This is a genomic window from Rhizobium mayense (genome assembly GCF_030272705.1).
GTDB classification, from domain to species: Bacteria; Pseudomonadota; Alphaproteobacteria; order Rhizobiales; family Rhizobiaceae; genus Rhizobium; species Rhizobium mayense.
Genome location: NZ_JARFYM010000010.1, coordinates 22164 through 35866, shown reverse-complemented (window position 1 = coordinate 35866; position 13703 = coordinate 22164). Strand labels below are relative to the sequence as shown.

Below are 13703 nucleotides of genomic sequence, written 5' to 3'. Positions count from 1 at the left end.
TACTTTCGTAGCAAGATCAAAGCAAAGGCTCCGGGCTCAGGAGCCTTTGTCCCTGCATTCGTTCTACAGACTGCTGCTCTTGCGCAGGCTCATGATCAGGCCGAGGCTGAGCAGAACGGCGCCGACACCGAGGAGGAAGGGTGCCGTGTAGCCGAAGCGATCGGCGAGCAGACCGGCGATCGGGCCGGTGCTTCCGAGCGCCACATCCAGGAAAACCGAGTAGAGACCAAGAGCCACGCCACGGTTCTGCGATGGAATGCGCGCCATCGCCTCGTTTCCGAGCGCCGGAAAGATCGGCGCAAAGCCGGCTCCTGCGAGGGCCGCGCCGATGATCGCAACGGTGGGTGAAGGAGCAAGGGCCAGCGCCAGCAGACCGATGATCTCCAGGACCAGCGAGACGCGTGCCAGCGGCAGGCCGCCGAAGCGGGCAACGGCTTGCGCCAATCCGAGGCGAACGCCCATGAAGGCCAGCCCAAAAGCGCTCAGCGCCAGAGAAGCTCCGTCCCAACCGCGGTTATGGAAAAACAAGGCGACGAAGGCCATGACGACGCCGAAACCGCTGGAGGCAAGCGCCAGCGCCACGCCGAAAGGCGCGATGCGGCTGAGGACCTGGCCGGTGCCGATGCCCTTCTCCTTGACGCCGGGCACAGGCGGACGCGTCTGCGCCAGCATCAAGCCTGCAATTGCCAGACCAATCGTCACCGCGCCCATGGCGAAGAAACCATATTGCCCCTCCAGCCAGGCGCCGAAGGGCGCGGCGAGCGCGATGCCGCCATAGGTGGCGATGCCGTTCCACGAGATGATGCGTACAGTTTCGCGCGCTCCCATCAGCCCGATTGCCCAGGTGATCGCCGCCGTACTCACCAAGCTTTCACCGACGCCGAGCGCCAACCGGCCGGCAAGCAGCAGCGCCAGGCTCAATGCCGGAACACCGCTCACCAGGGCTGACGCCAGCGTCAAGGCCCCGCAAAGCCCGTAGGCAAAGAAGCCAAGGAACACGGAGCGGCGCGGCCCGTACCGGTCGCATAGCCGGCCGACTTGCGCGCGGCTGATGACGGTCGCCACATATTGCGCGCTGATGGTGATGCCGGCCCAGACGACGCCGAAGCCGAGACCGCTATCGACATAGGTCGGCAGCACGGCAAGCGGCAGCCCGATGGCGACATAGCCGAAGAAGGTCAGCGTAACGATGGAAAGAAGGGATAGGGCCGAATTGGACTGGATTGTCTGGGAGGCAGTGTTCACGAGATATCGCCTGCGGGCACCGCGCGCGGTGTCCTTGCTGTTTGCCATGCGGATCGGGGTTTGTACCGGACAGGAGTGGCGACAACGGTCCATCGACCGTGCGACGTCACGGGTCAGTTTCGTATCAGGCGACAAGCGGGCGGGTCAATGAGATTGCTGCTCTGCAGCAAAAATTCATGACGTATTCAAGCGATTGTGTTTAGCGCCCTGGCGGACGCGGACTGGACGATGCCCTGCCAGCCCGGTGTTAAACGTCTTGGCCGGGGCGAGGGGCAAGGTGACGATTACGCCACCTTGCCCCTGGTTCACATCGTCAACACCACGCTCGCGGTCGTTCGTCCTGCCTCCAGGTCGGCATGCGCCCTGGCCGCGTCTTTCAGCGCATATTCCGCGCCGATCGGATTGATCAGTCCGGCCTGCAATTCCGCCATCAGGGCATTGGTGCCCCGCCTATAAAGATCGGGATCGTTGGCGTAGGTGAGCACGCTCGGGCGAGCGAGACCGATGGCGCGGGGCGCGGTCAATTCCTCGATCTGGATAGGGGGAATGGGGCCGGCGGCCTGGCCGATGCTGGCGACCATGCCGAAAGGACGGACTGTGGCGAGCGTCTGCGATAGCATCGCACCGCCGATGCCGTCGATGGCAAGATGTACACCGCGGCCGTCAGCGATGCGGCGCGTCTCGTCCACCCAATCCTCGGAATTATGCAGGAGAACGGCGTCGGCGCCAGCCTCATAGGCAAATTCCGCCTTGGCTCCCGAGCCGACAGTACCAATGACGTTGGCGCCGAGTCGCTTGGCCCAGCGTGTCACGATCTGCCCGAGCCCGCCGGCCGCTGCGTGCACCAGAACCCATTCGCCCGATCGCAACGGATGGACCTCGTGGAGCAGCATATGGGCGGTGAGTCCGCGCAACATGGTGCTGCCGGCAAGCCGCTCGCTGACATCGTCGGGCAGCCGCACCAGCCGAGAAGCGGGCAGGGTACGCATTTCGGCATAGCTTCCGAGCGGATGTCCGACATAGGCGACGCGATCGCCGACCTTGAGATTCTCGACGCCGGAACCGATCGCCTCCACGACGCCTGCACCCTCGAAGCCGAGAACAGTCTGACCGGGCGGCAGGGGATAGAGCCCGGTGCGAACATAGATATCGACGAAATTGACGCCGGAAATGCTTTGGCGGATGCGGGCCTGGCCGGGGCCCGGCTCGGTGATGGGAAGCTCGACGAGCTTCATCGACTCTGGAGTGCCGGGACCGGTTATCGCGATGGCTACTGGCATTGAGTAGTCTCCTTTCGAACGCACCTTTGATCACAAAGGTGCGTCTGAATAAATTCGGTATGAACTCACCGCGTCTGTGCAATAATGCACAGATGATCGATTGGCAGGACCTTCTTCACTTCGCGTCTCTGGCGCGCACCGGTTCGCTCTCCGCGGCTGCGCGCGAGCTTGGCGTCGATCACGCTACCGTCGGCCGGCGGATCGCCGCGCTGGAACGCGCGCTTGATCTGCGCCTGATCGACCGCAGGCCGCGCACCTCGCCGTTGACGGCTGACGGCCGGGCAATTGCCGAGTTGGTGGCCGGCATGGAGGATAATGTCGAGGCGATCAGACGCTATTCAAAAAGCGCCGTTGCGGGGCTTTCTGCCGCCGTCAAGATCAGCGCGCCGCCTTCCATCGCCGCCCACCTCATCGCCCCGAAGGCGCTCGGCTTCCGCGCCGAGCATCCCGATATCACGCTGACGATCGCCGGAGTCACCCGCCGCGCTGCCCTCGACCATGGCGAAGCCGATATCGCCGTACGCATGTCGCGCCCGGAGGAGAGCGATCTCCTCGTGCGGCGCGTCGGCGTCATGCGTTTTGGGCTTTATGCCGTCCCTGAGATTGCAAAAACGCCCGAGGAGAGTTGGGTCTTCATCGGCTATGATGCGGCGCTCGATCATCTCACGCAGCAGACCTGGCTGCGCAGCCTGCTTGCCGGCCGCCCCATCGTGTTTCGGGCCGGCGACGTTTTCGGTCAACTGCAAGCTGCGCGCGCCGGTTTGGGTGTGGTTGCACTACCCGCCTTCCTCGGCGACGGCGAAGCCGGCCTGACCCGTTTGCAGACGGAGATCCCGTCACCGACGCGCGACCTCTGGCTCGTTACCTATCCCGATCTTCGCCGCTCTCCGGCAATCCGGGCGGTGATGGACTTTGTCAGTGAGACGATCGGCAGAAGTTGCCCGCTGCGGGAGGTGGATGGGGTTGTGTAGGCGGCAGTTCGCCCCCGCTTACTTTTCTGTTGCAGCGTATTGGCGAAGGTCTAGACCTATACAGATTGACTATTTCCACGGTCGGTGATCGATGACGAAGTTGAGCGACTGGCCTGTCGTAAACAAAGCCGATGTGATCGCGGGCATATCGATTGCCGGCCTGATGCTGCCGGAAGCGGTCGCCTATGCCGGTATCGCCGGTCTGCCGCCGCATCGAGCCATTCTCGCCGGTATCGCCGGCTGCCTCGTCTACGCGATTTTCGGACGCAGCCGCTTCGCCATCGTTTCGCCGACCTCTTCATCCGCCGCCATTCTTGCCGCGACGCTGGCGGTTGTTCCGGGAGATGTCACCGTCAAGGCTGGCCTCGCGACGATCGCCGTCGCACTTGCCGGCATTCTTTTCATTGTCGCCGCCGCCCTGCGCCTCGGCGGCATTACCGGCTTCATCTCACGCCCGGTACTGCGCGGCTTCGCACTGGGACTGGCGATTACCATCATCCTGCATCAATTGCCGATTCTCGTCGGCGTCTCCGTGCAAGGCTCGAACATCTTGAGCTATGCCGGCGCGCTGTTGGCGGCGATCCCGCGATGGAACCTTGCAAGCGTCGCCGTCGGCATCGCGGCGCTCGCCGCACTGCTGCTGCTCAAGCGGCTGCCGGGCGTCCCCGGCGCTTTCCTGGTGCTTGCCGCCGGCATTCTTGCGTCTTCTGCCTTTGATCTCGGCAGCCATGCTGTCAAGCTGGTCGGGACGATCGAGGTCCTGCCGCAATGGCCTTCGCTTCCCGATGCCGGCTGGCCCGCTTATTCGCGGCTAGTGCAGTTCACCGTGCCCCTAGTCCTCATTCTCTTTGCCGAATCCTGGGGGACGATGCGCGCCTTGGCGCTGCGTTATGGCGATCCTCTCGAGGTCAATCGCGAACTCGGAGCGCTGGGCTTTGCCAATATCGCCAGTTCCATCGTTCAGGGCATGCCGGTCGGCGCCGGCTTTTCGGCGGGTTTTGCTAGTGAAGCGGCGGGGGCGAAGACGCGCGCAACCGGTGTGTTTGCCGCAATCGGCCTTGCCATCCTCATCGCTTGCGCGGAGCCGCTGGTCGCGCGGCTGCCGGAGCCGGTGCTAGCCGCCGTGGTGATCGCGGCCCTCACGCATGCACTCGACCCCGGTCCCATCCTTCGCCTGCGGCGACTCCATCGCGATTTCTATGTCGCGCTCGGTGCCGCGGCGGGCGTGCTGATCTTCGGCGTCCTCAACGGCATGCTGTTGGCGATCGCGCTCTCGCTCATTGCGATGATGCATCGATTAGCGTCTCCCTATGTGGCTCGTCTCGGACGGCTGGGGGGCAGCCATAATTTCGTTGACGTCAGCCGCCATCCGGATGCGACGGAAACGCCCGGCATTGCCATCTGGCGCCCCGGCGAGCCGCTATTTTTCGGCAATGCCGACACGATTCTTGGCGAGATTCTAAGGCGCAGCCGGGCAGAAACAGGACTGAAGGCCGTGGTGCTAAGTCTGGAGGAAAGCTTCGATCTCGACAGCTCGGCACTCGACGCTTTGATGGAATTCGACGCTGCCATGCGCACCGCCGGCATCCGCGTGCAATTCGCTCGTGCCCATGATCGAGCCCGCGACCTGATGGCCGCGGCCGGAATGACCAATCTTGACAGGCGCTGCAGCTTCAGCGTCGACGACGCGGCTGCGGCGGTGGAGGCGGCGGTGACGCATTCTGGTGGATCAATTTAGCAGGGGCCAGTGATCGACGTATTCGTGCTTACCCTGACCTTGTAAGCTGCGGACTAACACGAATTCCCGCACTGCCCACGTGATTGGTTTTTCCAAATTGATCCTCCGTATGGATTTGTAGCCGTATTGAAGCGTTATGTGGGGCTGGTAGTTGGGATTCAGACTAACTGTGAGGCCGGCTTCGTACATGGCTAACCCGAGTTCAAGCTGAAGCCTTCTAAATTCCCTGGCGCCAGTAGTCGGACAAAGAACCAGCGGGTGAGATGATTGCCGAAAACTGAAGACATGGTCCAAGACCAAACTGAACTCCGCGTATTTAATGGCTTCGGCCGCTTGTACGGCCCGCGCGATAATATCATTCCGTCGCTTCGGATATTTACCGATGCCGTGGACGCTCGCGTGTAAAAGTCCTTGAGGCCGACGCCGGCCCGAAAGGCGATAGTTGCCCAGCGTGCCCATAAGCTTATCGATTTCGATCCTGACGGAGCGGTCAGGAAAAAGGGCGAAATAAAGCTTCTCTGATCCCGGTCTTGCGTCTGGCACCAGCTCTGGAGTGCCCGGTTCCATTAGGTCAAGTGGTAGCTGAGCTTGTTTGACGTCGAACATTGAATGTTTGGCGGCCAGAGCCGCCCCTCAATTGTTTCTGCCGAGCCAAAATAATCTCAAATTGCGCCGCAAATCAAGAACAAAAGAAGAACAAGCCGCGGGGACTCGCCCGAGTTGATTTATCCGACGCATCTCGTCGCCACGTTTATGCGCGGAGAGGCGATCTGCACCGAATAAAGCCGCCCTCCCGACTGTTCACCTGATGTCAGGGCATTTCGCGCCCGCTCTCAACAAGGGAATGACCTCAGATGTTGATAAAAGCTATCTTCTCCGCGGTGTTTTTTGCCCTCATCGGCCTCAGTGTTTCCGCTTGCTCCACCACCGGGGGCAATAGCAGCGGTACGGCGCATTCTTCTCCGGCCGGTGGCGGTACGTCGGGCGGCGGCGGCATGGGCGGAGGCGGTATGGGCGGCGGATATTGATAACCTCCCAAGCTGCGCGGGAAGCGATGCGGCTGATATTGCCATAGCAGCATCGGCATCGCTTCCTTCAACCGGCAAATGTCGGCAAGAATCGTCCCGCGCAAGAATCGGGTTGAATTCGAGCGCCGGGCGCACGATTTTCATGGCAAGTGGAAACACGGAGGCTTTGCCATGAGCGAGACGACGCAACATTATCTGATCTTCGAAACCACCGGCGGTTTCTGCGGGATTGCGTGGAACGATATCGGCATAACGCGCTTCCAGCTGCCGACGAAAAGTGCTGAAGCGACCGAGCGCCTTTTGCTTCGCCGTCTGCCGCGTGCCATGCCCGGCGCACCGACGCCCGACATATCAGAGGCGGTCGCCGCCGTGAAGCGCTATTTCGGAGGCGAAGAGATCGACTTCTCGAGCGTCAAACTGGATCTCAGCGAGCAGGACGATTTCTTCAAACAGATTTATGCCGCCGCGCGGCAGGTCGCATGGGGGCACACCACCACCTATGGCACCATCGCTAAACAGCTCGGCGCCGGGCCGGAAGCAGCGCGCGACGTCGGCCAGGCCATGGCCAAGAACCCCGTAGCGCTGATCATCCCCTGCCACCGCGTCTTGGCCGCCGGCGGCAAGATAGGCGGCTTCTCAGCGCCCGGCGGATCGACCGCGAAGGCTCGCATGCTGGAACTGGAAGGCGTCCAGCTCGCGCCGCCGAAGCCGGTGCAACAATCGCTGGGGTTCTAGGCCGGAGCCGAGGATAAGCCGCAACAGCCAGACGTGGATTTGTCACCGTGGCTTATTCCGGCGTGCTCCAGCCCCGGATCGTCGTCGTTATCGCCGCGCCAACCAGTAGCGTTGTGGAAACAACCAGTGCTTCTCGCGCACCGGTGACGAACGCGTTCATCTGGCCCACGAACGATCCAAACAAAGCGACTCCGAGGACGCTGCCGGTCTGTCGCGCGGAATTCAGAACGCCGGCCGCCACGCCCGAACGCGCTTTCTCGACACTACCCAGAAGCGTCGAAGTCGGCGGCGGGACCAGCAACCCCAACCCGCCTCCCATTGCAAGGAACTGAACGAGCATTGCCCAATAACTGGTACCACGTCCGATGCCGAGGAGGCCGATGCAGCCAGCCGCTGCGATCAGCGCTCCGGCGGCGATGACCGGCAGAGCTCCAAATCGCTGGGCTGCCCGTGCCGCCAATAGAATGGCCGGAAAGACCGCCCCCATCATCGGAAGAAAAGCCAGGCCCGTCTCAAAAGTTTTGCCAATGGTGCTCAAGGCGGTGTTGACGATGGTCACGTCGAGCTGCACGACAGCATAGCCGAGGCTCATCCCGGCGAGCGTCAGCGATTTTGCTAGTCTTGAACGGTCGTCCTTGTCAGCCGCAATCTTTGGCATGAATCGTCCTCCTGCCAAGCGCAAAACAATCGATGTCTCGCCACGCCTGGCGAGCGCACACCGAGAGTCAATGCGGGAGCGCGTTTACCGTTCCTTGTCGGCGCGGGCGGTCACCGCTTCATAGGCCGGCCAGCGTCTCTGCGATCATCGCCTCGATTTATGAAACGAACTCCCGATTACATGCGTTCATGCTGAGTAAAGGAGGAGACGCCATGGAAGAAATCAAAAATACCAGAGTTTTGTTCATCGCGGGCTTTGGCCCGATCGTCCGCGAGGCGGCAGCAAGCCGCCAGCTATACGATCATACCTTCGGCATTCCCTTTAAGGAGGAGAAGGGTGGTTATCTCCATACGGAGGCGTTGAAGGGAGCAACGAGTTTCGCCCTCTGGCCGCTCTCTCAGGCCGCTCAGTCCTGTTACGGGAAGGATTCGTGGCCCAGCGATGTTCCTATCCCGCAAGCCTGGATTGAGTTTGACGTCGACAATGTCGAAAAGGCCACAGCGGAACTTGAATCGCGAGGCTATCGAATGTTGGTCAAGAACAAGAGAGAACCGTGGGGCCAGACTGTAAGCCGCTTCATTGGGCCAGAAGGATTATTGGTTGGGATTACTTTCACCCCATGGATGCGAGAGGAAAAATAGGGCTGGCCTCGATTGCGGGCGCCGCGGTCGCAGTGAATTATCGCGAGCGCGGCGACGCGGTCATCCTGAACCTCGGCGACGGCCCGCTTGGCCAGCATGAAGGCGGTCTGGCCTCGCTCGAAGAGTTGCTGCCCCTGTTCGGTCAGGACCACTCCCTTTTTCGTTCGCCAAGCTATCTACCGCTGCGACACTCATTTAGCGATCGATAAATGCATCGGTCTGCCGTCATTTCCTTGGTTCGATCATTGGCTACATGTCTTTCACGGCGACGTGCCGGTGGGCCATCAGGACGCCGGAACGCATACAGCGCTTTACAATCGGCGCGGACGAGGCCGCGCATCGGAGACCCCGAATACCGTCCGCCCAATCCGATCTATGAGGCGGCCGCATCGCCGGCGAGGGAACGCGTTGCTTCGGGCTGAGGACGCAGCAGCAAATAGAACGCAGCGACGTGGGTGATCATCAAAATGGGCACGTAGATGATCGGGATCGCATAGGTGGCGCCCAACTGCCCGGCCGACCCCGGAAGGTCGAGCTGAACGCCGTGATAGTAGTCGACGATGAGGTCGACTGCCCCCGCAACATTGAAGCCGATGGTGAGCAGCCAAAATAGCGGGCGCGTCCTGACGCTGAGAAGCGCCAGGATGGCAAGCAAGCCGGTGGCGAAATCACCGTAAGCGGCCGGTGTCGCGAAGCCGGCGGGCAGATTGGGGCCGACGACGCCGGGAACAATGAAGACGAGCCCGAAGAAGCGGAAGCTGTGCAGCGTGGCGATGGCGCGCTGCGCTTCGACCGGATCCATCGATTTGAGTCTGGGCCAGATATACGCCCCGAAGCATAGCAGCCACGGGACGTAGCCGAGAACGAGATGTAACTGGAAAATGATTGCGGGCGACATGGGGCCCTCCTGTGGGTTGCTGGTTCACACGGCCTCGAACACCGCGGTCAGGATGCCGAGCCGGCCCTCCATAAGGCTTCGTCCCAAATTGGTGGCAAGCTGCGGGAAGTCCGGTCCCATCACCAGGCCGAGATTTGGCGAAGGCGGCGGGCCTGACTCGCGCAGCTCGGCGATCCAGCCCTTGGCGGCCTCGGTACTGTCCTGCCATACAAGCGCGCGGAAACCGGCCGGTTCGATCGCCTCGCGCGTCGCATCGGCGGTCAAGAGGAAGCTCGTTGCCGGTGATCGCGCCCAGGGGCCGGGATAGTGCGGCTCCCCGCCGTTCAACACGACGTCATAGGTGACAAATCTGCCGCCGGGCTTCAGCACACGCCGGATCTCGCTGTAGAGCTGTGCCCGGTCGGAGATGTTCATCGCCACATGCAGCAGCAACACGACCTCGAAACCGCCGTGGCCAAATGGAAGCTCCAGCGCGCTGGCGATCTGGAATGACACCTGCCCGGTTTGTCGCGTGCGCTCGGTCAGATAGCGCGCGGCATCGACGAATGGCTCGCTGAGGTCGATGCCCGTAACCCGGCAGCCATAGGCCGCCGCCAGGAAGCGAGCCGGCCCGCCGACGCCCGAACCGATGTCAAGAACCGACATGTCGGCGGCAATCTCAGCCAACTTGCCAATCTCGGCGGTCGCAAGGTGCCCTCGGGTATGGAACTGGTCGAGAGCGCCCAGTTGCTGGGGCGTGAGCCGTTGATCCTCCGGCCCGAGCGCCGTAAGCGCCGCCCGCAGCCGCTCGGTCAAGCCGGTCGCATGATAGTGTTGGCGCACGTCCTCAATCATATCGGTCATGGCAAGGTTCCTCTAAGATTTCTGGCTATTGGGAGCGGCATCGGGGTGATTGCCGCTTTGCAAGTCAGATGTACGACTGCTTTCGCCGAGCGACTATTCGCTATAATGTTGACGGACCATGAAGCAGAATTTCACAGTCAGACGAGGCGCGCTCGACGGTGTGGAGGCGTTCCTGAGCGTCGCCGAGCACCGCAGTTTTCGCAGAGCGGCCGCGGAACTGGGGGTGACTCCATCGGCCATCAGCCAGGTGGTGCGCGCGCTTGAGGCACGCGTCGGCGCAGCGCTCTTCCTGCGCACCACGCGCAGCGTCGGCCTGACCGAAGCTGGCGAACGATTTCTGTCGCGCGCAAAACCCGCTTTCGAAGAGCTCGTCGCCGCAAGCGAGCTTGCGCGTGACCTTGGGCAGCGACCGGCCGGACTGTTGCGCCTCACGGTGCCGCGGGCGGTGGTGCCGATCCTGCTGGAGCCGCTGATCGCATCCTTCTGCCAGGCCTTTCCCGAGGTTGAGGTGGAGATCGCGGCGAGCGCGGAATTGGTTGATATTGCAGCCGAAGGATTCGACGCCGGCATCCGGCTCGGCCAGTTCGTCGCGGCAGACATGGTCGCGGTCCGGCTAACGCCGCCCTTCCCGTTCGTGGTCGTTGGCAGTCCCGAGTATCTACGCCGGATGGGACGGCCCGAGTCTATCGATGATCTGCGTCAACATGCTTGCATACGCATCCGCCGTTCGAGTGGGTCAATAGCGCCATGGTCGTTTGTCAACGGCAACAAGCCGATCGAGGCCATCGTCTCAGGACCGCTAATCGCCCACGATTTTCCCACTATGCTTGGCGCGGTCGTGGAGGGTATGGGGCTTGCACAAGTGCCTGAGCCAATCGCCGCTGGACCACTGAAAGCGGGAAAACTCGTACACGTACTGGAGCGGTTCGCGCCTATGGCGCCGGGCGTGTTTCTCTACTATCCCAGCCGCCATCAAGTGATGCCGAAGCTGCGGGCTTTCATCGATCACGTGAAGCGCCGCGCATATACTGCCAACAAAACCCGAATTCACATTGATGACAAGTGAACACGCGGCACGAAAATGCGCTGATGTGCGGAGCGCAGACTGAAATGGATTGAAGTCACTCAGCGAAGCAGACCACGATGCGGACCTGTTGACTGCTATTGCGGAGACAATGTCGTATCCAACACGCCTACGCTACGACGCAGAACACCGCTAATGCGGTATGATCGTAGCTTTTCCTCGGGCTGATGCCGTTCACGCAGGCATCTCGATGCGAATCGGACGTGTTCCGATCGGAGCGCCGGTTGCACGATCAATCATGACGGGATCGATTTCCGTTCCCGTCTCGGCGTCGAAGAACCGGGTTACACCCTCTGCGTTACGATGCTTTCGCCCCCACGCGCCGATCGCGAACAACACCGGAAGAAAGTCCCGCCCCGCCGCGCCCAGCACGTACTCGTCGCGCGGCGGCCGCTCAGAGTAGCGCCGTTTCTCCAGCAGTCCCTCCTCGGTAAGCGCGGAAAGCCGACGGGTTAAGATTGTCGGAGCGATGCCGAGGCTTTTACGGAACTCATCAAAGCGGGTGAGGCCAGCATGGGCGTCCCGCAGGATCAGCATGCTCCACGCGTCACCCACCAACGCAAGGCTGCGGGCGATCAGGCATGGCTGGTCTGAAAGATTCTGCATGTTAGTATCTTTTTGATAGTGACTAAGTTTCGAAATGATAGTAACTGAGTCCGCATCGGTGTTCCATGACAAAATGAAAGCTGAGATAGATGAGCAACATAGAACGCGGCGTTGCCCTCGTCACGGGCGCTTCCTCCGGCATTGGGTTGGCGACGGCAAGAGCGCTGCGCCGCGATGGTTACCGGGTATTCGGCACCAGTCGGAAGCCGATGGCCGACACCTCCGATGGAGTGACAATGCTGGTCTGTGACGTCACCGATGGTGAGTCCGTGCAGAACGTGATCGACGATGTCGTGATCCGTGCGGGACGGATCGATCTTCTCGTCAATAATGCCGGGATTGGACTGCTCGGAGGTGCAGAGGAGTCCTCCGCCGCGCAGGCAAAGGCTCTGTTCGACGTGAATGTCTTCGGCGTCATTCGTCTGACGAATGCGATACTGCCCGTCATGAGACGCCAAAAAAAGGGCAGGATCATCAACCTGAGCTCCATTCTCGGCCTCATCCCCGCTCCGTTCAATGCCCTCTATGCATCGACCAAGCATGCTATCGAGGGCTATTCGGAATCGCTCGACCACGAGGTGCGAACGCAAGGCATTCGCGTCGTGCTGGTGGAGCCTGGCGTCACCCGCACGTCTTTCGAAGAAAACATCACGCGACCAGACCAGCCGCTTCCAGAGTACGACGCCGTTCGCGCCGATGCGGAGAAGCTGATGCGGGAGATCATCGAGACAGGGGATGCACCCGAGGCCGTCGCCGAGATCGTTGTCAAGGCGGCCAATACGGCATCACCGAAAAGACGTTACACCGCGGGAAAGGCAGCAGGCCAAGTTCGCTTCATACGCCGATTCCTGCCCGAGTCATTCGTCGACAAAAATCTGCGGAAATTCAACAGGCTTCCCGCCTGAGCCTCTATCGCTGTAACCTCAGGAAAAGAAAGTTAGTGCTCATGAAGACATTCCTGATCGATCGCTATGCAAAAGGCGGGGCTCTACGGCTTGGCGATAGTCCGGAGCCGGAACTGCGCGAGAACGATGTTATGGTCCAGATCCACGCTGCCGGCGTGAACCTTCTGGATGCCAAGATCAGGGACGGCGAATTCAAGCTTATCCTGCCTTACCGTCTTCCGCTGATCCTCGGCAACGATGTAGCTGGCGTTGTGGTCCGGGTCGGGCCCAGGGTCCGAGGCTTCAAACCAGGCGACGAAGTCTATGCACGTCCGGCCCAGGGCCGCATCGGCACTTTCGCGGAGTTCATCGCTATGAACGAGGCCGATGTGGCGATGAAACCGAAGAACCTGACGATGGAAGAGGCGGCATCGGTACCGCTCGTCGCCTTGACCGCCTGGCAGGTGCTTGTCGAGCGGGCGAACCTGAAGAAGGGACAGAAGGTTCTCATCCATGCCGGTTCCGGTGGCGTGGGGACGATCGCCATCCAGCTCGCCAAATATATCGGCGCGACTGTGGCGACGACGACGAGCACAGCCAATGTTGATCTCGTTAGAAATCTCGGAGTGGATGTCGTCATCGACTATAAGAAGGATGATTTTGAAAATGTCCTGCAGGGATATGATGTCGTGCTGAACAGTCTTGGTAAGGACACGCTGGAGAAATCACTGCGCGTTCTGAAGCCCGGCGGGAAGCTCATCTCGATCTCCGGTCCGCCAGATCCGGAGTTCGCCAGACAGAACGGTTCCGGCTGGCTGCTTCAGCAAATCATGCGCGTGCTGAGCTTCGGCATCCGGAGGAAATCGAAACGCCATCGAGTCAGCTATTCGTTCCTTTTCATGACAGCGAACGGCGGGCAGCTCGGGCAGATCACCTCGCTGATCGAGGCGGGGGCCATACGACCCGTCGTGGATCGCGTCTTCCCGTTCGAAAAGACCAATGAGGCACTGGCTTACGTCGAGACCGGTCGCGCCAAAGGCAAGGTCGTCATCGCTGTGAAGTGAAGCGCGGGGCTTAATCTGTTCATTCCCA

Annotated in this window: 16 protein-coding genes; 9 read left to right on the top strand and 7 right to left on the bottom strand. The window is 61.3% G+C overall.

Features of this window, described 5'->3' with window-relative positions:
* Nucleotides 1-63: 63 nt before the first annotated feature.
* Together PY649_RS14170 and PY649_RS14165 are read right to left on the bottom strand one after the other, a co-directional pair.
* Entirely contained in the window at nucleotides 64-1245 is a 1182-nt protein-coding gene (locus tag PY649_RS14170) for an MFS transporter (protein WP_285869111.1), read from the bottom strand.
* A gap of 305 nt (nucleotides 1246-1550) precedes the next feature.
* Nucleotides 1551-2525, bottom strand: a complete 975-nt coding sequence (locus tag PY649_RS14165) for a quinone oxidoreductase family protein (protein ID WP_285869110.1) — start codon at nucleotides 2523-2525, stop codon at nucleotides 1551-1553.
* Nucleotides 2526-2584: 59 nt separating this feature from the next.
* Here PY649_RS14165 and PY649_RS14160 point away from each other — a divergent pair, with 59 nt between their 5' ends.
* Entirely contained in the window at nucleotides 2585-3496 is a 912-nt protein-coding gene (locus PY649_RS14160; RefSeq protein ID WP_285869109.1) for a LysR family transcriptional regulator, read from the top strand.
* Between the two features lie 91 nt (nucleotides 3497-3587).
* Nucleotides 3588-5234 (top strand): SulP family inorganic anion transporter, encoded by a 1647-nt coding sequence (locus PY649_RS14155; protein ID WP_285869108.1) that lies wholly within the window; start codon nucleotides 3588-3590, stop codon nucleotides 5232-5234.
* Here PY649_RS14155 and PY649_RS14150 read toward each other — a convergent pair.
* Nucleotides 5226-5840: a 2'-5' RNA ligase family protein gene (locus PY649_RS14150; protein ID WP_285869107.1), complete on the bottom strand. Its 615-nt coding sequence runs from the start codon at nucleotides 5838-5840 to the stop codon at nucleotides 5226-5228. The genes PY649_RS14155 and PY649_RS14150 overlap by 9 nt on opposite strands.
* A gap of 248 nt (nucleotides 5841-6088) precedes the next feature.
* On the opposite strand from PY649_RS14150, the gene PY649_RS14145 reads away from it, so the two are divergent.
* Both PY649_RS14145 and PY649_RS14140 read left to right on the top strand, forming a co-directional pair.
* Nucleotides 6089-6262, top strand: coding sequence for a hypothetical protein (locus tag PY649_RS14145; RefSeq protein WP_285869106.1), 174 nt, complete (start codon nucleotides 6089-6091; stop codon nucleotides 6260-6262).
* Between the two features lie 171 nt (nucleotides 6263-6433).
* Nucleotides 6434-6997: a methylated-DNA--[protein]-cysteine S-methyltransferase gene (locus PY649_RS14140; protein ID WP_285869105.1), complete on the top strand. Its 564-nt coding sequence runs from the start codon at nucleotides 6434-6436 to the stop codon at nucleotides 6995-6997.
* A gap of 52 nt (nucleotides 6998-7049) precedes the next feature.
* Here PY649_RS14140 and PY649_RS14135 read toward each other — a convergent pair whose 3' ends face one another.
* Nucleotides 7050-7655, bottom strand: a complete 606-nt coding sequence (locus PY649_RS14135; RefSeq protein WP_349644424.1) for an MFS transporter — start codon at nucleotides 7653-7655, stop codon at nucleotides 7050-7052.
* Between the two features lie 212 nt (nucleotides 7656-7867).
* On the opposite strand from PY649_RS14135, the gene PY649_RS14130 reads away from it, so the two are divergent.
* Together PY649_RS14130 and PY649_RS14125 are read left to right on the top strand one after the other, a co-directional pair.
* Nucleotides 7868-8296, top strand: a complete 429-nt coding sequence (locus PY649_RS14130; protein ID WP_285869104.1) for a VOC family protein — start codon at nucleotides 7868-7870, stop codon at nucleotides 8294-8296.
* Nucleotides 8275-8505: a hypothetical protein gene (locus PY649_RS14125; protein ID WP_285869103.1), complete on the top strand. Its 231-nt coding sequence runs from the start codon at nucleotides 8275-8277 to the stop codon at nucleotides 8503-8505. Before PY649_RS14130 ends, PY649_RS14125 begins: the two co-directional genes overlap by 22 nt.
* Nucleotides 8506-8669: 164 nt before the next feature.
* On the opposite strand, the gene PY649_RS14120 is transcribed toward PY649_RS14125, so the two are convergent.
* The gene (locus PY649_RS14120; RefSeq protein WP_285869102.1) at nucleotides 8670-9194 is read right to left on the bottom strand and encodes a DUF8737 domain-containing protein; all 525 of its coding nucleotides are present in this window, start codon (nucleotides 9192-9194) and stop codon (nucleotides 8670-8672) included.
* 24 nt (nucleotides 9195-9218) lie between these two features.
* Nucleotides 9219-10037 carry a class I SAM-dependent methyltransferase gene (locus tag PY649_RS14115; protein ID WP_285869101.1) on the bottom strand — a complete coding sequence of 273 codons (819 nt, stop codon included), beginning with the start codon at nucleotides 10035-10037 and terminating at the stop codon, nucleotides 9219-9221.
* Nucleotides 10038-10155: 118 nt separating this feature from the next.
* Here PY649_RS14115 and PY649_RS14110 point away from each other — a divergent pair, with 118 nt between their 5' ends.
* Nucleotides 10156-11103 (top strand): LysR family transcriptional regulator, encoded by a 948-nt coding sequence (locus tag PY649_RS14110; protein WP_285869100.1) that lies wholly within the window; start codon nucleotides 10156-10158, stop codon nucleotides 11101-11103.
* 192 nt (nucleotides 11104-11295) lie between these two features.
* On the opposite strand, the gene PY649_RS14105 is transcribed toward PY649_RS14110, so the two are convergent.
* A complete protein-coding gene (locus tag PY649_RS14105) occupies nucleotides 11296-11727 on the bottom strand; it encodes a winged helix-turn-helix transcriptional regulator (RefSeq protein WP_285869099.1) in 432 nt (143 codons plus the stop codon).
* Nucleotides 11728-11816: 89 nt separating this feature from the next.
* Here PY649_RS14105 and PY649_RS14100 point away from each other — a divergent pair, with 89 nt between their 5' ends.
* On the top strand, nucleotides 11817-12632 hold the full coding sequence (locus PY649_RS14100; protein WP_285869098.1) for an oxidoreductase: 816 nt from the start codon (nucleotides 11817-11819) through the stop codon (nucleotides 12630-12632).
* Between the two features lie 41 nt (nucleotides 12633-12673).
* Nucleotides 12674-13675: an NADP-dependent oxidoreductase gene (locus tag PY649_RS14095; protein WP_285869416.1), complete on the top strand. Its 1002-nt coding sequence runs from the start codon at nucleotides 12674-12676 to the stop codon at nucleotides 13673-13675.
* Nucleotides 13676-13703: the final 28 nt, after the last annotated feature.